We start from the raw sequence: 24,019 nt of genomic DNA, 5'->3' as shown, positions 1-24,019 counted from the left end.
AATTGTTTATAATAGACGCGTTATGTTTGAAAAAATTTCACCACGTAAACTAATGAATGCTAAAAACATCGTTATTGCTATGATGTTTATTTCTTAGTTTTGTGGCCACTATTTATTTTGTAGGTGGCAATAATAAGCCTACGATAGAGATATATTATTGATAAAGTAGGTTGAAAAATCTATTTTATTTTTTTACATAACACCGAAATTAATACAAAAAATAATCAAAAATGGAGAAATACATATGAAAAGGAAAATTATTTTATCTAGCTCAATATTAGCTTCATTGACTTTACCAGTTTTATCGGTTTCATGTGGATCAAATTCTGCTAAAACTGATGAAAACGGCGATAGCTTAGAGAGTCTAAAAGCAAAGTTAGCTCAACTGCAAAAATCTACTGCTAAAGCTAATGCTGAATTACAAGCTAAAATTAGAGAACTTGAAGCTCAATTGGCTCAAGCTAACCAAGAAAAAGAAGAATCAGCAAACAACAAAAGCGAACTAGAACGTGAAATTGAAAAACTAAAAGAGCAAGTTGACAAACTAGACGGTACTCAAATTAAAAGAAACAATCTTTCAGCTAAAGAATTATTATTCCAAATCGGTAAGTTTTTAACAGAAGACTTCCCGCAAGCAATGGAATCGCAAAAACCTGAAGAGTTCAATTCTAATCGCGATTTATTCAATCAAATTAAAAATAGCGTTGTTGATAGCCTAAGAGATTTTGAAACCACAGAAGAAACTTTTGCTAATATCTTTACTTGACAAAATGCAATTTTTTACAACCTAAACCGTTCTCAATTAGTAGCTGAATATGTGGACAACCCAAATAACCCAGTTACAATCGCTGTTCCTAAGAGCGAATTAATGGATGTATTATTTGATTGAAGAATTAGTGATTTAACTCGTCTAGAAACAGAAATCGCTGGTTTAAATGAAGCTCAACTAAGAGATGGAGTTACCAAAGCTTCATTAACTGAATTAGTTAGTGGCGCTAAAGCCAAATACCAAAGTGCAAAAGATTCTGCTTCATTGTTAGCTCACCAAATTTCAAGCTGATTTAAACTAGAAAGAGATAACGAGCACGGTGTAATCAATAAAATAGTTAACTTTAACTCAACTCACTATCGTTCATTGCTACCTAAATTTAACTTGCCAAACTTTAGAATTTCATTGTTCCCAGTGTACAAACAAATAGTGGATGAAGATTTCAAAACAAAAGCCAGAACTCAATTAACTCAACTAAATAATGACTATAAAAACTGATTAGATACAAAAGGATCTAGCTATATTTATTCAGCTCGTTTTGAAAAACTTTACAATAAAGCTAGAGAAATAGTAAATACTATTACACGTGCATTAACAGGTGATAACCTAAACTTCTACAACGAGTTTCAAGTTTGAGAAGATCTAGATAAATTCGTTACTCAAGCTCAAGCTACATTGTTTGAAGCTTTATTAGTGGACCCGTCAAAAGAAAAAACATTAATTGACAGCATTGTTGATCGTGAATTTAACGTTGCGTTAGACAATAGCTTTGCTAAAACTTTTGATACAACATATAAATCAAAATCAACAAGAAATGATAAAGAAGCTCAGTATTTATACAAAGGATTTTATTCAACATATTCAAAAGAATTCACGAGAATTTTTAATCTAGATAAATCAACATACACTAAATCATTTGATCGTTATACACAATATTTAGTTGTTAGAAAACAAGTTGAAATATCTCAAGAAATCATCAATTTATACACAAATTTAGGTGAAAATATTGAAGATGCGGAGTTAAAAGCTCTTTTAAAATGAGACAATTCAGCTAAATTTGATAGATTAATCCAAGTTGAACAAAGATTCAAAGAGACCGCAACAAAATCAATTAATGATTTTAAATCTTTACTTGATACTTTCACTCTTTCGAACGTAACTACTCATCAACAATTTGTTGAAGGTTTAACTAAAATTGAGCAAGGAATTTCATCTATTGAAACATTCATTTCAAGTTCAGAAAATCACCAAGGATCGTGATCAAACCTATTTGAAGAAACTGAAAAAACTAAATTACACTCAAGCTTAAATGATTTGAGAACTTTAACAACAAATGCACGTGAAGGCGAAGAATTATCAGGCAATGCATTGACTAACAAAATAAAAGAAGTTAATGATGCGGTTAAGTATCTATATCTTCTAGTTTTTGGATACAAAGTAGGTGAGCAACCTGCAGAATCAACTTCTGAGTTAGGAAAATTCAACAAAGCACTAAAAACTGAATCATATCCAAGAGAAGGATCTGAATACGACAATCAAATTAAAATCTTCCTAGACTTAGTGGAGGTTTATGCAAGTTTAAATGATCTAACCTCTGATGATCAAGACTTAGCAAATAAAGTTAATGCTAAAAAATCACTAGTTGAGTTGCTAAAAACAGAACTTGAAACAATTAAAGATTATGGCAAAAAATGAGGCGATTTATACTTTAGTGAAGCAGAAACAATTCGTGACACTTTAAAAGCGGATGCTGAATCTATTGTTGCTGACTTAACTCAATTAGCTGCAGAAATAAGTAAAACTGAAGGAAAAGATATTAACAGTAAGCTAACTCCATTAAAAACCAAGGCTACTGAATTTGTTACCAAGATTGGTAAAAAATCTGATAACAACACTCCTGACCCATTAATTTTACAAACTCAAGAAGCTATAGATGAAGTTGACTCAAAAATTTCTAGATTTAATAGACGTAAAGAAAAAGCTAAATTAACTGCTAAATTTGTTGCTGGACAAGAGATTTATGTTTTAACACGTTACTGACAATCAAAAGACAAAGATAAAGTTGTAAAAGGCTTATTAAACGAAGATACACACCCAAATAAAGAACTTGCTAAATATCTTTCAAAATTGAACAAAGATCTTGAAGATGACAGTAGATTTAGACAAATTACAGGCGTAAAACCTAATGTAGAAAACTTCGATATGGCTTTTGAATCAGGAGACCCTGTTAACCCTCAAACAATATACAATGACTTTATTGGATTTGAACTTGCATACGGAGAAGCTTTATACAAATACATAACAACTAGAACCGATTCAAATAAAGAGGCTTTAAAAGCAAAACTAGTTGAAACTAGAAAAGCCTACTACGATTTTCTAAATGGATTAAGTGAAAGACAAATTTTCTTAGGAAACACATACATTAGATTTGGATCAGATCAATATGTATTCAACGATGAAGAACCAAACAGCCCAGATACATGAGTTGGTTCACACGTTCTTAAATACTATGCTACTGTTTATGCTTTAACACAAGTTGTTAAAAATATTACAGATGGCAACTACATCGAGGGATAATTTAATATAAACACGGATATGCATTATTCGTGTTTTTTATTGAATTTTTGAGTGTTATTACACAAAAATACACGTAAATATACTCAAAAAAATGGAATTATGATAGAATTAAAATATTAATATTGTTATTGCGAGGAATTATGGAAAACAAACAAAATCAAAATCCTAAAAAACGTTTTAATTGAAGAACCATGGTTTGACCAAAATACCTAATTTCTTTTGGAGTTGTTGCTCTTGCAGCCGCTACAACCATAGGTATTTTTAAATATAATTCAAATAATCCAACATTGGAAAAAGGGACTAGTGCGAAGTACTTAAAGAATGAATTTTTAGATCCTAAGGCAACACCAAAAATGTCTTTTGTTGACTCAGATAAAGCTCACTCTATTGCTGAATTTGATCCAACTAGAGGTGAAAATGGTGAAGTTAAATTTAACGATACTTGAATCGATTACGATGTATTCTTGAAGTCTTACTACGAAGAAAACAAATCATTGCCATTTTTAAACATTAGATATGGATCTTTTGATTTTTACAACGAATACATTGAGGCAGTAAGCGCTAAAGACTTTTTCAACTTTACTCAATGATTTATGCAAAATGTTTCATGAGGTCCTGAAATTATCACTTTAAAAGAGTTCTCAATTGTTAAGGGTGTTGAATTAAAAGGTAACAACATTACACTTGGATCACACTCTAACCAAGACAAAGAATATACAACCATTAAGTTCTTCCCTGATGCCTTTTTTGGTTCAATTCCATTACACAGTACACTAAGCGGTCAAGGTAACGCTAGTGATTCTTTACTATATCGTATTAACAAAAAACTTCTAACATCAAAAGAGCTAAACGACTTTTTAGACTCTATAGCAATTTACAACACATTCACGAACACATCAATAGATACATTACGTAGTCATGCGTTTAGAACGCTAGCAGATAAAAGAAGTGTTATAGGCAAAAAAGTGTTTGCGGTTAAAGGTGAATTGCCTCAAAACATAGCTAGTGATGCATACAGTTTAATTGAAAAAACCAGACTAAAAATTAATTCAGATTACATTAGCATCATCAATGCTGAAAACGAAGCAAAAGCAAGGGAAAAATTTGAAAAATACCTTGCACAATACAAAGGTTCAGACAAATCAAACTCACTGCAAAATCACGATTCATTTGTATTTGAAGAAAAAACAATTGTTGATGCTGACTTTTTACAAAACCAACTTGCTCTAAAAGAAGGTGCTGGCGATAAATACTTAAAACTAATTTTTGAAGACGGCAAAAGTTTTGTTCTTTTTGACGCAATTGACAATGCCGAATATAACAAAAACGACACATTTGAAAAATCAGAAAATGTAGAAAGCATCGAGCAAGGCTTTGATCACTCAAAACGTATGTTTATCAACCTAGCAACCGATGTTGCTTCTTTATATGAGAAATGAATTAAAGACAATGTTTTATTCACTGAAGCAAAACTGGAAAAATTCAAAAAACACATTGCAGTTATTGATCGTTTAAAAGAAATTGAACAAGAAGTTATTGCTCAAAATACAATTATCCAAAACCGTGGTGAAAAATACAATGAAGCTATTAGACTATATCGCGAAGATATGGGTAAAAGTCAAGCTAAAGTTCAACAACTTAATTCGCAATTAGCTTCAAATGCTCAAGAAATTAAATCTAAACAAGCTGAAATTGATGCTGAACAAGATGCAGATGCTAAAGAAACTAAACAATATGAATTATTCAAGCTACAACAAGCTAAAGAAGCAATTGAGTTAGAAATTTTTGAATATCAAGGGGCAATTGTTTCAGCTCAAAAAAGTATTGATGAATATACTTCAAAAATTTCTACAGATGAACAAGTTGAAGCTGCTGGAAATAAAATAAAAGCTTTACATGCTGAAAAAACATCACTAAACGAAGCAAAAAACCACTCAGATCTACTAGCATTACTTAAATCTGTAAATGTTGCATCAACACAGGTAGACACAATTATCGGCCTATATAGACTACACAACGAGTTAGGTGCTTCAAAATACAACAACTTTACTGAGGAATTTAGTACTGTACAGGCAAAAGCTGATTATTTACTTGAACTACGTAAATACATCGTTAAAACTAGACCTTACTACACCTGATACAATGAAATTTTATCTGGCGACAACTATGCAAAACTAAAACCAGAATCAGACAATATTGTTTTATACTCTAACGATATTGCGTATTTACCTACACAATTAATAGCACTTGACGAATTAGCTGATTTAATTAAAACAACGCAAATCAACTGACGTGAATATGCAAACCTAGATGGCTTTATTCGTTCACAAGGAGATTCAGCTTCGCAAGAACAAAAAAGCTTCTTTGTATATGCTCCTAATATCAACAAAATAAGTGAAGAATTCACAGCGGGTGATGAAGCATTAAACGCAGAACTTAAAAAAGTTCAAAACTCAGTTACTGAGCTAGCAAATTCATTCAATAATGATGCAGATCTATCCCAAAAAGCTCAAGCAATTGAAGATAAATTAGCTCAAGCAAAACTTGAAACTTTAATTGAAAAATACAGTAAATTAACTGAGGAATTAGAAAAATTGGGTGAAAAACACCAAACTAACGTTAACTTATTAATTAGAGTTGCTACACTAAAAACTTTTGCTACTGCTCAAAACGAAGAAAGTAATGAAAAACTTTACTACAACGATATTAAAAAGTTAATTCTTCAAGATAGTGAAATCTCAGCTGAATGAGATACTTTTGATGCAATCATGAATGATACTGATGCGTTGTCAAAACAAGCTCAACAAGAAGTAAATGATTACAAATACAAAGTTGCTAAAGTTATTGCAGAAATGTATGAAATTTACTCAAAAGTTACAGAAATTTATGCAAGCATTGATACAGAATTTGAACAATATAGAGCTTCAAAACACGCTTTATTTGATCAAAAAATGATTGAAATTATCAATGTAATTAAAACGGCTGATTTAACTGATCCTAGATATGCAAACGATATTCAAAAATTATTTGAATATTCAACCAAAAAAATTGAAGAATTTAACACAGATCTAGCTGTTGATAACAAAGAAGTTATAGAAATTACAACTAGACTTAAAGATACATTAAGCTATGTAAAACAGTTATCAAGCCAATACGAATTAGATAATTTACCAGAATTAGCTACTGCTTACTTTAACGTTTTAAAACACAGAATTTATTGAGAAATGGACGCTCAAGGAAATCGCGAAAACCAAGGACGTAAATTTATAGCTAACTTATTCAACCCAATTGTTTCTTTAAGAATTCAAATAAATGAATGAAACCAAGATCAAGCATCAAAATACAACGATAAAGCTGAAGATTTATTGACCGAAATTGCTGAATTAGGTGAAAATGCTGAATTAGTAGCCAAAAAACAAGCGGAATTAATCGAAGCTAAAAACTATGCAAAATATTACACTGAGCTAGCAGAAACTAGTTTTGGTAATGCTGAACAATTCGAAAAACTAGCTAACTTAGAACCATTAACACAAGCATTTGAACGTGATGACTTCAATGAAGAAGACGCTTATGATGTTGAAGATCAAAACCCTCAATTAGCTCAACAATATAGCGACCAAATCGCTAAATTTAACTCAGATTTAAACAGATACATTCAAATTTCACTAAGATACGAAGACCACTTAAAAGGATTTATCACTCGTCAAAAAAATGAAACTGAAATTTTATTTGCTAACGCCAATAAATTTAAATTAGTAAACGATGAATACTATAGCGCCTTTGACGAAGCTAAAAAATATGCCGAAAAAATCAAAAATGTTGATGTTTTAGACAAATTTGTCCACAAATCAATCAATGAATCAGAAGGTAAAGAGCTAAATAATACTAACCAATTAATCGTTGCCACTTCAAAACTTGCTTTAATTGAAAAACTAACAAAACAAGGTATTATCAAAACAAGCGATAGCGCTGAATTAGTGCAATTTACAAAAAACAATATTTTTGAAATGCAACTAAGTAATGTAAGCAAAACTGGCACAAAATTAAACTTTGTACTAAAAGAAAAATCTGCTGCTGGTACAACTATTGAAAAATACAAAAATACCAACTATCTAAAATTCTTTATTGACGCAAATATTGATCGCAAATCTAATCCGCATGCATTGCAACAATTTAAAGATATGCTTGATGCCGCGGGTTATAAAACTATTATTCAACCTTCAGCTATTAAAGAAGAAGGCAGCAAAATTGTTACTGATGAAAACGGTAAATCTAAAACTATAACTACATACAGCTTGTTTGTTGAAGCATACGATGGTTTTACTGACGAATTATTGAGCAAAGTTCCATGAGCTGGTGAATGATTAAAAGGTGAACATTTAGTCAAAAAAGTCAATGAAAAAGGTGAATTTGAATACAAAATTGAAGATGGCGAATATCTAGGATTTAGACCCGATTCACGTATTGGTTTATGATCATTAATTATGATGAGTAATCCAAACTACAAAGGTTTATCGGTAGACTTTTTAAAATTTGTTGCTGCTCACGAATATGGTCACCACATTACTCTAAACTCAGCACAAGATTTAGGCAACAAAGGTCAAAAACCTTTATTTGGTTCTGCCCTTGTTCCTGGTTCTACACCAAATATTAACAACTACTACTCACGTGAAGTGCTAGATTTATACTTAAAAGCACGTACACACTTAGGCTTAAACTCTTCACCACTATTAAACCAACCTAACGTTGTTTCAGAAAATAATGAAGGTGAATACTTGCTATATGATTTAGCTCGTAAAGTTGGCGATAAAATTGTTATTGATAAAACCACTGTTGAAAACGCTGCTGATGTTTGAGGTCACGCTGTGGGTGATGAAAGTTTGCGTAAAGCAATGGAAAACAGCAAGCGTCGTTTCTTACAAACATACAAAGGCTTAGTTGAAGCTACGAATGAACGTAGAAAAGAAAACGGCATTGACAACGAGCAAGATAAAAAATGATTGGAAGTGTTTGACCTTTGATTAATGAACACATTAGATCAAAACTCAGGTACACTTAACCCAACAAAATACTCAGATGAACAATACCCTGTAAAATACATGGTTAAAGACGAAAACGGCAAATACGTGTTCAAAAAAGCTGCTTTAGATATGCTTCAAGGCGTATTGAAAGATGGTCAAGGCAAATTTATTAACTTTGAACAACGTGATGGCCACATTGTACCAATTATTGTTGAAGGTGAAAGAGACGCAAGAGGCAGATTTACTAGAATTGATAAAGTTTTAGTTCATAATGCTGACGGAAGTCCAATTATTAATGTGCCTACTGGTATTGATTTAAGTTCAAATGATCTAGAAGTTAACCCATACTATCAAGAAGACGATAAACACAACAACATCACTATTGACTATGTAAACGAAAAAATTCAACAAGCAATTAGCACAATTAGAGCTTTAATTGTTGAAGATTACATTATCAATGGTTGAGATTTTGCAACAACTGATACAACTCTTGAGCCTAGAACTCAAATTGCATATCCAAACTACAGTGAATTGTTTACTGATGCTGACAAAAACTACAACAAATCTATTCTGCTTCCTTATATAGACTATCTACAAGCGCGTGATAGATCAAAAGGTGGTGTAGTTGGCGACAACACACTAGCTAAATTCTACGCAATTAATGGTGAAGTGATTTACGATCGTTTAGATAAAAACAAACAGCCGCAAGGTTATAGAGCAATTTTCCAAGAAAATTACTTTGTCAACCCTTATGAAGAAAAATCAGAAGCTCAATCAACGTTTACCGATGTAATTATCGCGATGTATTTAGCTGATGGTGAAACCTACCCAACTGTTCCTGCTGGTGGTAAATTATCTCTATGATTATCAGAAAACGAACAATATTTACCTAACATTAAATTGCCTGAATCATTGCGTCAAAGCTTTTTAACTGATAGTTTTAGCCCTTCAATTCTAAATCAATTACGTCAAAGACCATTGCTAGCTTGATATTCAGAATACATGAAAAAAATGGTTGGTCACAACATCAAAGACCACATTTACTTGATGGTTAATGCAAGCGGACAAGTTGTAAATCAAAACCCACGTTCAGCTCAATTCCCAGCCTTTCACGAAATGAAATCTATTAAAATTAATGAATCATTATTGCCAAAAGATGCAGAAAATTCATTGTTTAATAGCTTCTTTGTTGAACAATCAGGCAACAGACAATTTGGTTTTGATATTGTCTTTAATGACATCAAAACCTTCACAAAATTTGCAAGTGTTGACACTCTAAAAGCCAAATTAGACCCAATTAATCGTGTTGTAAACTGAGACTTAGACTATGTAAGCTCTAAATTTGATATTGATAAATTTGCTAAAGGTCTAAAATCTTCATTAATTTCAGCAACTGGAATTAGCGCCAAAGAAAAAGAGCGTTTAAACGCATTAGTAGCTGGCAATAGCCGTCAAGCATTAGCTAATGAAATCATGGAAAGATTTAGCTCATCTAAACTAGCTATGTTTGTTAAAGATTTAAGCTTAGGCACAATCAACGAACAAATTAAAGCCAATCGTGAAAATGAACTAAGATACGGGTGAATTTTCGACAAAGACTTAGGTTATGGCATGTTCAAATCGGTTGACGTTAAAGCAGTAAACAATGATCAACAAATTGACAAAAACAACTGAGAAGTGAGTGTAAAAGAACTACTTGCTACTTTTGAAAAATTTGCAATAGACAACAATGTAAGCTTAGACAAACTAACCATTTATGATGAATTAATCATGGATGACAAATTACAAATGTATTCAACACAGTTGCACTATAACTTCCAACAATCAAGATTTGGCATGGCTGACATTCTGCTTTCATTTGTTAAAGGCTTTACCAAAAAATCACGTCCAACTGAAGACGTTGAACAATATTTCAAAACCAAAACTGAACGTAAATTCAATGAATTCTTCTCAGATTATACATATTCATTTGCCGAAGTTATTAACCGTGACAACTTGCAAATTACTTATTCACCTTCAACTTCACAATTTGCTAACTTGCCAAGCTTTATTAGTGGTGTAAGTGAAGCAAACACAGGTTTAGAGTATGTGATTGATGGCGAGCCAACAGCAAGATGAAACGATGCAAAAATTAACTTTACAGGTGAAGCAAGAAGCACAGTAAGAAATACAATTATTGACTTTGAACGTCGTTTAGACAACGAGAAAAAATTCCGTGCTGATAAACTTGGCAGTGAGTTTTCACCTTCTACATTTTCAACAAACGATGGCTTCTCAGCTGATAACAACAAATCTTCAAACTACTTTGGACAATTTAAGTCAATTAATAACGGTTGATTTAAAGACCGTTGATACAGAGATATGCTGAACTTTAGACTTTATGATGACGAAGGTCAACCTGTTCATGATGACACAATCAGAATTAAAGACCTTGAAGGCAATGTTGTAACTAACCGCCCACAAGCGTACTGACAATACTACATTCAATCTCAAGGTGTTGGTAAACGTAACTTGACAAATATTTGAAGAAACACTGATAAAGACGCAGTTGCCTTATTTGGTTACTTAAACAACTCGGATGCACAATTAGCTAACTATCTTGCATTTGAAGATTTACAAACAGGTGAAATTTTCACGCTAAAAATCAACAAACAAAACTCAAGTAATATGTTCTACTACAAAACTCAACATATCAATAATGAAACTGATCCAACTTCAAGACACTGGCTAAAAGATGAGCCATATAACTATACCGACTCAAATGGTCAACATCAAGGACGCGGTTTCACTGCTTGAGTATCTGATTATGCAATCATGTCAAATTATGCAGATAGATTGCTAACACCAAACCATGAGTACAAAATTTACTTTGCAGCTGATGAAAAAGGTAAACATGCATTAAATGTTGACCTAGGAACGTTTGAAAGTGTTTCAGAAAACAGCAAAACCTTCTCACAAGCACCTACAGCTGTATACATGAAGGAAATTAATGGTGAAAAAGTTGCTGTAATGAGAGTAGGCGTACAGTTTAACGGTACAAAATAAAGGAGAAAATATGAAAAACAAATTAAAATTATGTGCTCTTTCATTAACTGGCTTAAGCCTTCCTTTTATTGCTCTTTCGTGTACCCAAAAAAATCAAGATTACAGACAAAATGTTAAAGATTATGATTTAGGTCTTTCAACAGATCCAATTAACTCTTTAAATTACATTAAATACCCTTCGGTTAACAAAATTTTGCCTTCTTTAGTTGAAACACCATTGAAAACTGGACCAAACGAAACAATTAAACGTATTGCAAATATTCCTAAAATTCATTTAGGAATCTACCAAACTGAAGAAGAAGGTACGCTAGATTCGTATCTACAAAATAACCCAAACCCTGACAACTCAGGCAGCTATTATTCTTTAGATGATTTTGGTTCAGCTCCAGGAAATATTGCTACTGACCAAACTGAATACTACGCAGTACACTCAGTAGTTACACCAAGCAACAAGTTCTTGTCAACTAACGTTTTGCTAAATGAAGGTCAAAGCAAATGAAGCAATGGTGATTTAGTAACAGCTGATGATTATATTGATGCGATGCACTACATTTTTGATCTTAAAACTGGATCACAAAAAGTGACAACAATGCTTCAACGTAAATTTAAATCTTCAAGCGAAATGATTGAAGCTCAACAAAAATACATTCAAAAACATAACGTTGCTTACAACAACCCATTTGCTTATCCACCACTAAAAAAAGTTAATGGTGAATGAGTATATGACGTGTTTAGCCCAACATATGATCCTTGAGCTTCACAAGTTGAAGGTGATGAAGAAGATGTTGCACTAATCAAAAAAACAGCATTAGATTTAGGTTTTTATTCAGGTAGAATGTATTGAAATGTTGACAATAAAACTGTGCTAAGCTCAATTCCATACTCACCAGACTTTGATTTTGAAGCTGAAGATACAGTTTTAATGCTACCTAACCCTGAGTACTCTTTAGACAAACACAGCGAAAAAGAATTAGAAAACATTCCTCAACGTATTGCTACACGTGTACGTAAATATTTATACTTAGATCCTAAACAATCTACTTCTGATGAGTTTAAAAACCTATTGCGTCAATCACGTGAACTAAAACACAAACTTGGCTCAGTCACATATGATGAATTCAATCCTGAAGTGTACACAAACGCTGTAAATAAGCTTTATTCAAATCTGTTGCCAAATGGTCAAACTACTCTAGATAATGATTTTGTAAAACGTTTACAGCCTAAAAAATATATGAAAAATAGAGTGCTAGCACTTGATGAGTACACATTGCGTTTAGCTTATGATGATTACCAACCAACTAACTTAAACAACACCTATGGCGACATTAGCTCAATTGTTGTGCCAGTAAATCGTCGTTTTGTTGAAAGTATTGGCGGAATTACTGAATTTGGACTAAAAAAAGAAAACTTTTTAACCAATGGTCCTTTCAATATTGATGATTTAGTTTTAGGACCTCAAGGTTTTATTTCACTAAACAAAAACAACCAATACTATTCAGCCGCTAAAACAATTAGCAACAGAATTAAAATTTATTTCTCTAATGATCCAAACATCAACTCAGCAATGTTTGAAGATGGTTACATCTCAGCAACTAGAATTCCACCAGTTTTACAGTGAAAATACTGAACAGACTTACCAAATCGTAGATTTATGAACAAATCAAATGGTTTTGGTACCATTGCTTTCGCTTTCAACTTGGATCAAGAAACAAACTCAGATTCAATAGTTAATGACATTAATTTACGGAATGCAATTTACTATGCTATTGACCGTAATGAATTATTAAACATTGTTGGTTGATCAAGTTCGTTCCCTGTTATTACTTGAACAGCCTTTGGTCAAGCTTCATCAAGCTTTGGTGATGCTGTGGAAGCTGGTTTTGAACATGACTACATGTATACAAAATATGGCTCATACCCAACTGACCGTAACGATAAAAACAACTACTTAAACCAATACATTTACCGTAAAGCTCAAGCGCAAGCAAACCAGAAAAATTGAGGAATTCCTATCCCTGTACAAAACTACACTCACATTGACCATATTTCTAAATCAATGAAATTTGAAACGGTGGATCGTACCGATAAAGGATTCCATTTAGATGTAGCTCGTGGCTTTATGGCTGAATTTAAAAAACAACACCCTGAGCTAGATAAAGTTACTTTACGTATGATTTCTAACTCAACTGATGAACAAAAAAATGCCGGTGTTGCCCTAAAAGACTTTATGCGTAAAGCTTTTGGCGACTTTGTGGAAATTGATATCAAAAACCTACCTGAAAACGTGTATGAAGACTGAAGAACCACGGGTAAATACGATTTAATTTATCGTAACTTTGATGCCTTTGGTAGCGATATTTATTCATATATTCGTGTGTTTTTAAAGCCAGATGGTATTGATACTAAGTCACAAAAAACAACTGGATTTAGAAACAACCCTTCAGGTTCGTGAACCTATCACGACTTTTTCACACAGCTAGGTTATTCACGTGATGAAAACAATAATTTAGTGATCAAAAATGAAGCTGATCGTGCCAACATTGAAGAATTAAAACAAAGATTAAGAATTTTAGGTACTAAACCTCAAAGCCCTGATGTTTGAAACAAAATTGTTGATTTATCTGTAATGCACAATAATGAAGATATCAACGAATACACCAAACGTCACATGAAGTTTTTAACAAGTCAATTTACTGAACAAGAAAGACAAGAAGGTTGAACCGAAGTTATAGCTTTTGCTGTAATTGCTGGTTTTGAAAAAATAGTGCGTGAAGCCGCACCAGTTATTCCGCTAATGGAAGTGGATACATACTGAGAAATTTCAAGAGTTAATGGTGCATCAAGTTTATACTCATACGCACTGCAATATGCTTATGATGTATTAAACCCACCTGTAGCAAGCTTACCAACCATTATTAAATAGGAGGAAATATGAGTCAAAATCAATCTTTTTTCAATGAAAATGAATTAGATTTCAACAATAAAGCTTATGTTGAAAGACCTTCATATGTTGATTTTGCAGGCCGTGTTAAGCCTAAAATTACTAAGCTTCAACACGCCTTCAATATTCAATCTCCTTTAGTTAAATCATTGCTACGCTTTTTAATTATTGCTCTTGAATTTATTACAATTTCGTGAATAGTTATCACAATCACCTTCTTTTTAATCAACTCAATTCCAGGTTCAACAACGCTAACTAGCGGTCTAGATGAAGCAAGTAAAAAAGCAACTGAAGCCGCCTATGGACTAGATAAACCACTGGTGCAACGTTACTTTATTTATCTACAAAACATCTTGCAAGGAAACTTTGGTATTTCTTACTCAGTTTTCCCTGGTCAAGATATCAATGATTTTGTGTGGATAAGATTTTATAAATCCTTTTTAATTGGTATTTTCTCAGTCATGATTACACTGCTAATTGGGATTCCAGTTGGTGTGTATGTAGGTATGAACCCCGATAAATTACCAGATCATATTGCAACCGTTATTGTTTCAGTGTTTTCATCAATTCCTTCCCTAGTGTTTGCCTTGTGGCTATTGTTATTAGGTCGTGCACTCGGCATTCCTTATCTATATGTTGAAACTGATTTAGCCACTTATATTCTGCCTGGTTTAGCGCTTTCGCTTGGTTCTATTATTGTGTATATCAAGTACATACGTACAGAGCTAAACCGTGAGTTAAACTCACAGCATGCTAAGTTTTGCTACTTGAAAGGTTTATCAAAATCGCGCTTTGTGTGAACACATGCGCTTAAACCTTCATTATTCCCAATCGCAACATTTTTCCCAGTAGTTATTTTTGGTAGCTTCATTGGAAGTATGTTTGTTGAACAAATCTTCTTTATTACAGGTTCTGGTGGATTATTATTAAACGCCATTACCTCAAAAGACTACAACATTATTTTATTCATGGTTACTTTATTCTCATTAATTACAATACTTTCATACACCTGCCGTGATGCTTTATACAAAGCAATTGACCCACGTGTGAGAAGAAGGAGATAGGATGCGAACATATAATTGAGCCTTCGATAATAAAAAATATTATTCAGCTAACAATGAACACGGTGAAGAGCTAGCTCCAAACCGTTTCTTGCAACCTTTCAACTACAAAAAATGAGAAATGCTTGGGAATTTATTTCAATACCATGAATCAAACAACATTAAAGCCCAAAAAAATAAATGAGTAGAGCTATTTTACCGTTATTCACGCAGCTTTGCTGGTGTATTTGGGATGGTGATGTTCCTGTTTTTAATCTTGAGTGCAATCTTTATTCCATTTTTCACTAAAGATCCAGAAACTTTGGATATCAACAACCGTTACCAAAATTTCTTTGAAACTCCTTCGGCCATCTTTGGTACAGACTTTTTAGGTCGTGATTTATTCGCACGTTTATGATGAGGACTTAGATACTCATTAGCCTTAGCTTTGGTTACTGCAATTATTCAAGTCTTTGTCGGTTTATTTATTGGAATTATGATGGGTCACTTTAGAATTTTTGACACCATTATGACTTACATTATTAAAGTTATTTCAAACGTGCCATCAATTATTATTCTAATTGTGATCACAATCGTGTTTAGGCCAACGTTTTGAGTTATGGTTTTTGCCTTAACCTTTACTAGTTGAACTGGTATTGCTAACCAAATGCGCTCGCAAGTGTTGCGTGCTAAAAGTTTTGAATGAGTGGCAGCTTCAGGAATTTTAGGAACACCAACATACAAAATTTTATTCAACTACTTACCAGTTGTTATTCCATTGCTAGTTACCGAGATTGTTTTCCACATTCCAGGTGTTATTCTAAGTGAAACATCACTAGCTTTCATTGGTTTAAGTATTGATATTCCAACCTTAGGTAATTTAATTTCAGAAGGATCCAAAGTGTTCACTGCGTATCCACGCTATGTGCTTTTACCTTCAACTATGCTAGTTATTTTAACAACTTCAATTCAGCTAATTTCAGCAAGTATTCAAGACTCATTATTGCGTCAAAGATAGTAGGTAAATATGCAAAAAGATTGAAATAAATTAACATATCAACAAAAAATTGAATACTATGAACACAATATGCTAACCAATTTGCCTACTGGTGAAAACTTGAATGTTGCTCCTTATACTAAGCTTTATCCACACGTAATTAAAAAACTTGCTAAACCTCACCCACTCAACTTGCTTGAGGTTAGAAAAGATAAAAACAAATCATTCATTCGTGGCATCGTTGACTTTTGAAAAAACTTTGCCCACTCAATTGCTCGTTTAAGCCGTCTGGGTAAAAAAACTGAATCAAATTTTGATTTTGATCAATACATCGCCTCAGCACAAGTTGAACGTGTGCTGGGCGAGGATTTAAAAGTTGCTGCTGAAGTTGAAGATATTTATTTAACCTTCAAAAACCCAGCTAACCCTAAAGAAAAAAACCTTGTTTTACGTGGCCCTAGCTTCAAAATATACGAAGGCAAAATTCACGCCATTATTGGTGAATCCGGTTCAGGTAAATCAGTTATTACATCGTTACTATATGGACTAACGGGAAATAACGCCATCATTGAAGCCGGAAAGGTTAAATTATACGGACTGGAAGTTCACAACTTTAACCTATACAACTGAGAAAAATCTAAACTTAGAGGCAGAATTGTCAGTGCTGTTTTCCAAAACCCAATGTCAATATTAGACCCAACCATGAAAGTAGGAAACCAAATCATGGAAGGGATGCTAATTAATGGCGTTGTTAAAACTCGCAAAGAAGCATATCAAGAAGCAATCAAATATCTTGAATTAACTCGTATTAATAACCCAGAAGCGGTGATGAAGCTTTATCCACACGAGCTTTCTGGTGGTATGATTCAACGTATCGCAATCGCAGCCATTGTTAGTTTAAAACCAAAAGTATTGGTTATGGATGAGCCTACCACCGCGCTTGACCCAACTGTACAAGCGCTTGTACTTGATATTATTCGTGAACTGCAACAAAAATTCAAAATTGCAATCGCTTTCATTACTCACGATTTAGGTGTTGTTGCTTCGATTGCTGAATTTATTAACATTATGTATGCTGGCCAAATTATCGAATCAGGTACACGTGAAGAAGTGCTAATGCACCCTCAACACCCATATACTTGAGGATTGATTTCATCAATGCCAGATTACAACAATGATGAACGCTTAAACGTGATTAGAGGCGCAGTCCCTTCTTCATTAAACAACATTAAAGGTGATGCATTTGCTGTGCGGAATGATTATGCGCTTGTTAAAGATCTTGAAGAAGAATCAGATTTTTACTTTGTTTCACCAACACACTATGCAAAATCAAGTCTTTTAGATGATTTTGCTCCTTTCTACGAACCACCAAAAATCATTCAAAACCTATGAAAAAGATACTTTAACCGTTTACAAATGCTTTATGGTGATGATAAATTTGTTGATGAACAAACCTATCAAAATGATTTAAAACTAATTCATGCACACAATGAACAAGTCGAACAAATGCGTGCTGAGCAAGCTAGCGAGGAGGCAAAAAATGCAACAGAATAAACAATATTATGTTGAAACTACTCGCGGCGGTAAAAAAATCTACCGTCAAATTAGACCCGGCACAAACGAAATGCTTAATTGTGAAAACAAAGAAGCAATTGTTCAAATTAGAAACCTAGATGTAACTTATGGCTATGGCGCTAAGGCATTTAATGCCTTAAAAGATTTAAATTTAAACATCTATCAAGGTGAAGTTTTAGGCTTAGTTGGTGAATCTGGTTCGGGTAAAACAACAGCCGGTAGAGCCATTATTGGTCTTACACCACATAGCTTTGGTCAAATCAAAATTTTAGATCGCATTATTCCAAAAAACCGTGAAAAAGTCAATAAATGAACCAAAAAAGGTAAAGATATCATTAACTTTATGGTTAATAAAGTACAAATGATTTTCCAAGACCCAACCAACAGTTTAAACCCATTTAAAAATGTGGAAGCAGTTGTGGGTGAAGGATTAACTAACCTAAAAAGTTCTAAATATTTACACTTGAGTAATATTGATGTTGAAACATACATTGAATTAAACAAAAAGTTACAAGCTATTGACCCAAGTTTAGTTCTAAGTTTAGACCCATGAGCTGATCTAAGAAACAACTGAGATAATCTTGATAAACTATATGAATTTGTAAACGTTGATTCAGTTCAAAAAGTTGCAAAATTATCTTCAACTATTGACAAAGATAAATTTGACGAAATTACTCAGTTTATAGAGTCAAGAAAAAAATTTAGAGACCAAGAAAATAGCTTAAGTGAAAAAGAATGCAAACGTAAGTTAATTATTGACATCCTTAAACAAGTTGGACTTGACGAAACTGTTTTAAACCGTTTTCCACTTGAGTTTTCAGGTGGGCAGCAACAACGTGTTGGTATTTGCCGTGCGGTTGTGTTGCAGCCTCAAATTCTTATTGCTGATGAACCTATTTCAGCACTTGACGTTTCAATTCAAGCACAAGTTATTAACATTTTCAAAGAGTTAAAAGAAAAATATAATTTAACTATTATCTTTATTGCTCACGATTTACGTATGGTTGAATATATCTCTGATCGTATTGCAGTAATCAACAAGGGTACCTTGCTTGAAGTTGGACCAACCAAAGAAGTAATCCATAACCCTCATCACCCTTATACTCAAAGCTTATTGGATGCAGTTCCTTCTATTGAAGCGGAAAAAGGCTCACTTGTTGGTAAAGCATATGATGCAAAAGCTCACGAGTATGATGAAGAGTATCAACCAAAATGGCAGCAAGTTTCACCTAAACACTTTGTTTTAGCCAGTGATAAAGAATTTCCTGAGTTTTTAGCGCAAGCAAAAGCTTACAAATCTAAATTCATTAAATAATAAAAATGCCCACGTGGCATTTTTTCATAATTTTTCAGATTTTATATGTTGTGTGCTTAAGGATCCAATTTTTTAAATAGCCACTTTATCACACAATCGTTGCTAGTATTTTTGAATCATGCAAATTTAATTTTCTATTACACTAAACAAGATTAATAATTTTATTAACGAACAATATTTTTGGGTGTCATTTTGGGTGTCATTTTGGGTGTCATTTTGGGTGTCATTTTGACATTCATATTAGGATCATTTGTCGTCTATGGTTTCTTCTAAATAATAATTTTGCGTTTCAGGTTAAATTTATACAACAATATCAAGGTAACTTTAATTAACTTTCAATCGTCATTGGTTAATTAAGCATTAATAATCACTTAATTGATTATATTTATATAACTAGTTGCGGTTATTTAAAAACGACGTTGAGAATAGCTTTACACAAAAAATACAATACACTCTAATATAAATGTTCACAAGTAAACACAACTAAAAAGATTTTCAGATTATTTTAATAATTGCTTCACACAACCGTGGGCTGTGAAAGGAAACAATGAAAAAATCAGATATCTTATTCTATAAATATTTTCAAAACTGAATAAATGTATACAAAAAAGGTTCAATTAGAAACGTAAGTTTTAAAAAATACGAGTTAACTTTAGATTGAATTATTAAGATCGCCCCTAGCATAAAGGTAAGCGAAATAGATAGAATAACATACCAAGGAATATTGAATGAATACGCAATTTACCATGAACGTCAAACCACAATGGACTTTCATCACCACTTAAAAAGTTGCTTATTAGACGCATATGATGATGGCTATTTGAGTACAGACCCAACAAGAAAAGTTGTTATAAAAGGTAAAAACCCAAGGAAGAAAAAACCCAAATATTTAAGTCAATTTGAATTGCAACTATTACTCAAAACACTCAAAATTGAAGATAAAATCAATATGGATTGACTTATTTTGTTGATAGCTAAAACAGGGCTTCGCTTTTCAGAAGCTATAGCTATAACCCCAAATGATTTTGACTTTTCTAAGCAAACATTAAATGTATCTAAAACTTGAAACTATAAAGAACATGGTGGTTTTATGCCTACCAAAAATAAATCTAGTGTGCGTAAAATACCGCTAGATTGAATGACAATAAGTCAATTCAGTGGTCTTGTTAAAAATCTACCTACCGATGAGCCTATCTTTGTATTCAAAGAAAAAATCTATAACTCTACAATCAATGATGTGCTAGAACGAAGGTGTAAACAAGCTAATGTGCCAGTAATTTCAGTGCACGGATTGCGTCATACGCACGCATCGCTATTGCTTTATGCTGGTGTTTCTATAGCTTCAGTAGCTAAACGCTTAGGTCATGCAAGTATGAATACAACCGAGCGTGTATATTTGCACGTAATTAATGAATTAGAAAATAAAGATATTGATCTGGTAATGCGATCAATATCAAGTTTAAATTAAATAAATTAAGCCCACGAAAAATAAGCACAAACGGCCTGTTTGTGCTTATATGTTTTTTTGTGCTTCTCTTTCTTTATTAATAAAATCCATGATTTTTGATTTTACTTCTAGCTTATTGATTTTGTAGATGTTTCTGTTTTCGCTTTTAGCAATATATTCTCTAGCTATTAGTCAATTATTGTTTAGATAAATGTTGTCTAGCTGGTTATTTTTATTAATATCATCACTTGAATAAACAACGTTTCTCAATAAATTGCTATCAAGATTATAATTTGTGGCAAACTCTTCAATTCTTGCTTTTGTTTCAAAATTGATATTGTGTTGAAGGATAACTAAAATGTCATCGTTTTCAGTAAACTCAATTTTCTTGTGCATTATATCGAATAATATTTCATTTAAACGTTTTTGAGTTTTTTCTGGGAATGTATTAATATACTCAAAAGCTCTTTCATATTCACCAGTAGTTATTAATTCATTTAAATAGTTATTGTTGATTTCAAAGTTAAAACTAAAAAAGAATCCATCGCCTTCTTCAAGGTCTAATTTTCAGTTTTCACTGTGTTCAATGGTTGGCTTAGAACTAAAGTAATTTTGGATATCTATAAAACGAGCTTTTAAGGCTTGCAACTCAGAATCGCTTAGATCTACAGGGTCATGAACATATTCAGCTTCAGGGTTATTATCTAGTGAGCCACCTAATAATTTGACTGCTATTTGAGCTCTATATAAGGCATTAAATGCTGATCTAACGCTTCTGTATTCTTCTTCAATCATTTTAGCATTACCCATGCCGGGTTCAATAGTTTTAATGCTACTAAAATCCTTGATACCTCATCTATTTTCAAAAATATCATTTAAAATTTTTTTATTTTTATTGATTGTTTCCACAAAATCGTTTGCTTTACCCACTCCTACTGTAGCAGTGTTAGCACGTACGTAAATTTTTAAAGCGTTTTCAAGATTGCGTTTCATTATGTGCGGTTTACGGAAGAAAAATACTTTACCAAACGGTTTTTGTTCATTCAGCACACGGTTAGTTCTTGACATAGCTTGAATTAGATTTTCATACTGCATTTTGTTGTCTTTGTCAAAATAAACGGTATTAATATATTTTGAGTCAAAACCAGTAAGCATTTGGTTAACTACGATTAATAAATCAAGTTGCTTGTGTTTTTCAACGTTGACATGTGTTTTCTTATGTGCTAATCGATATGAAAGATCAGTTCTAAAATCATCAAATCTGCTGTAATCAAATTTAACATCAAAATCTGCATTATATTGATTTAAAATTTTACCTATAGCTTGATCTTTTCTTTCTAATTGGTCTTCATCGTTAGTTTCTCGATCCAAGCTAGAATCAAATAAGGCACTGAACTTAAAAGTATCTTGTAAATTTCTTTGTTTTATTTCCTCTTCGAATAATTCAAAATAAGTTATAGCATCTGAAATTGAATTGGTAGCTAAAATACTGCTGAATTTAAAGTTGCTATCAGTTGCGTTAGTTTTATTATCACGCAAAATACTTTTAACCACCTCTTTTTTGAAGTTAATATTATCAAAATATCCATACTCATCTAATTTATGTTCAATTTCAATATTTATATCTTCATATTGATTATTTTCACTTACGAATTTTTTAGCAATATCAGTTCAATCATGTGCTAGATTATTTTCAACATATGCTTTAGGATGACCGTTTGCAATCATTTTGCCCATTGCATCACGAAATAGTGTTTCAAAAAGCACAAATTCGGTATGAAATCTTAATACCTTGCCATCCTCGATGGCGTTTTTGATTGTATATGCGTGCAATTCTGGACCAAATAAATCAGAGGTAGTTAAATCATTCTTTTTGTTTGTGGGGGTAATAGGTGTACCGGTAAAACCAAAAATAACAGCATTTTTAAAGTTTTTAATAATGTCTGCGTGCATATCGCCAAAAGTGGATCTGTGCGCCTCATCAAAAATAAACACAGTACGTTTTTGGTTGATTTTATCTAGGTCTTTATCTTTATCAATTCTTGCTTGTTTAAATATTGAGCTGATAATTATAGATTTTTCAACATTATTTGACTTCATCATTCTAATTAAATCATAGGTGCTGCTTGCTTGTTTGACACTGATGGAATCACCTTTAAAGTTACTAAATTCTGTTAGACTTTGCGAACCTAGTTCAACTCTATCAACCACAAAAACAACAGTATCGGCTAGATTTCAATCCAGAATTAGCTTACATAGCTTAAAACTGGTTAAGGTTTTACCAGAACCAGTAGTGTGCCAGATATAGCCACCTTTTTGACTAGTTTCAGAAACTTTACTGAAAAAGTTTTCTTTTTTCAATCTTTTTTCAATCTCGTTTACAGCATGATACTGATAACTTCTTAAAAATTTTAAACTACCATCAGACTCATCAGGCACTGAAAAATCAGAAATTAGTCTATGCGCCATCGGAATTTGTAAAAAGTTGCGTATTACATCTAATCAATTAGAAATTTTTTCATTTTTAACATTATGTCAATTTGAAAATAAACTTCTAATAACATTATTGTGATCTCTAGCAGTGGGTTGAAATACCATATCGTTAGGCGTCATAACCACGCTAAGTTGCAATAATTTAAATAATCCTTCAAAACGATTTTGCTGAGTGTAGTTTCGTATTTGATCTATTCCTGAATTCACGTTTTGATTTTTTAATTCAATGTAAATTACTGGTAAGCCGTTGATTAAAAGCATTAAATCAGCTCTGCGATCAACATTACTTGAGGGGTTTTTAGAAAGATTAACTTCACGAGCAATTTGGTAAACACTATTGCCAGCTTTTACGTCTTTACGTCTAAAAATTGATAAATATACTGGTGAACCAGCATTTTTTGTGTCTTTACTATTTTGGTCACGAACAATTTCTCATTGTTCACTATTGATCAATTTATTGGCTTGAGCGGTATTTTGTATGTTATTAACTATTTCTAATAATTGATCAAATTCATTGTCGCTAAGCTCCACACCATTAAGCTTATCTTTATTGTTATTAAAAATAATCCTTCTTCAGTTTTGCTTTAGGTCTTCTTCAGTGCAATTGTGTAAAAGAATGTTGTTATTTTTGCTAAATGATTCAGTATTTTCGTCATCGCACTCTTTTTGTGAATAACCCACTCATCCTTTGCGAATTAATTCATTGACAATGTTAGTACCAAAATCATATTCATTTTTGAAATTTGAATTTTCCATGTTACTCCTAAACAAACATCTTCTCTAGAAGCATGTTTTTAAT

9 protein-coding genes are annotated in these 24,019 nt (G+C 32.5%); 8 read left to right on the top strand and 1 reads right to left on the bottom strand.

Translation table 4 applies throughout. The annotated features are described in order from the left end of the window. Nucleotides 1-244 precede the first annotated feature (244 nt). The 8 genes from T329_RS0100120 to T329_RS0100080 all read left to right on the top strand — a co-directional run bounded on the left by T329_RS0100120 (nucleotide 245) and on the right by T329_RS0100080 (nucleotide 20,748). Complete coding sequence (locus T329_RS0100120; RefSeq protein ID WP_029608423.1) at nucleotides 245-3,346, top strand: hypothetical protein; 3,102 nt, start codon at nucleotides 245-247, stop codon at nucleotides 3,344-3,346. 140 nt (nucleotides 3,347-3,486) lie between these two features. Then, nucleotides 3,487-11,412, top strand: a complete 7,926-nt coding sequence (locus T329_RS03705; RefSeq protein ID WP_051630094.1) for a PDxFFG protein — start codon at nucleotides 3,487-3,489, stop codon at nucleotides 11,410-11,412. A 10-nt stretch (nucleotides 11,413-11,422) separates the two neighbouring features. Further along, on the top strand, nucleotides 11,423-14,335 hold the full coding sequence (locus tag T329_RS0100105) for an ABC transporter substrate-binding protein (protein ID WP_029608422.1): 2,913 nt from the start codon (nucleotides 11,423-11,425) through the stop codon (nucleotides 14,333-14,335). An 8-nt stretch (nucleotides 14,336-14,343) separates the two neighbouring features. Beyond that, entirely contained in the window at nucleotides 14,344-15,417 is a 1,074-nt protein-coding gene (locus tag T329_RS0100100; protein ID WP_029608421.1) for an ABC transporter permease, read from the top strand. Between the two features lies 1 nt (nucleotide 15,418). Further along, nucleotides 15,419-16,411 carry an ABC transporter permease gene (locus tag T329_RS0100095; RefSeq protein ID WP_029608420.1) on the top strand — a complete coding sequence of 331 codons (993 nt, stop codon included), beginning with the start codon at nucleotides 15,419-15,421 and terminating at the stop codon, nucleotides 16,409-16,411. Between the two features lie 69 nt (nucleotides 16,412-16,480). Next, on the top strand, nucleotides 16,481-17,944 hold the full coding sequence (locus T329_RS0100090; protein WP_036461316.1) for an ABC transporter ATP-binding protein: 1,464 nt from the start codon (nucleotides 16,481-16,483) through the stop codon (nucleotides 17,942-17,944). Next, nucleotides 17,931-19,280, top strand: coding sequence for an ABC transporter ATP-binding protein (locus T329_RS0100085; protein ID WP_029608418.1), 1,350 nt, complete (start codon nucleotides 17,931-17,933; stop codon nucleotides 19,278-19,280). The genes T329_RS0100090 and T329_RS0100085 overlap by 14 nt, the downstream gene beginning before the upstream one ends. 547 nt (nucleotides 19,281-19,827) lie before the next feature. Next, complete coding sequence (locus T329_RS0100080; protein WP_029608417.1) at nucleotides 19,828-20,748, top strand: site-specific integrase; 921 nt, start codon at nucleotides 19,828-19,830, stop codon at nucleotides 20,746-20,748. A gap of 45 nt (nucleotides 20,749-20,793) precedes the next feature. Here T329_RS0100080 and T329_RS0100075 read toward each other — a convergent pair whose 3' ends face one another. Next, complete coding sequence (locus T329_RS0100075) at nucleotides 20,794-23,976, bottom strand: HsdR family type I site-specific deoxyribonuclease (RefSeq protein ID WP_029608416.1); 3,183 nt, start codon at nucleotides 23,974-23,976, stop codon at nucleotides 20,794-20,796. Nucleotides 23,977-24,019: the final 43 nt, after the last annotated feature.

This window comes from Mycoplasma simbae ATCC 49888 (assembly GCF_000702705.1).
Classification (GTDB): domain Bacteria; phylum Bacillota_I; class Bacilli_A; order Mycoplasmatales; family Metamycoplasmataceae; genus Mycoplasmopsis; species Mycoplasmopsis simbae.
The sequence above is the reverse complement of the archived record's forward strand: the minus strand, read 5'-3'. Positions and strand labels throughout refer to the sequence as shown.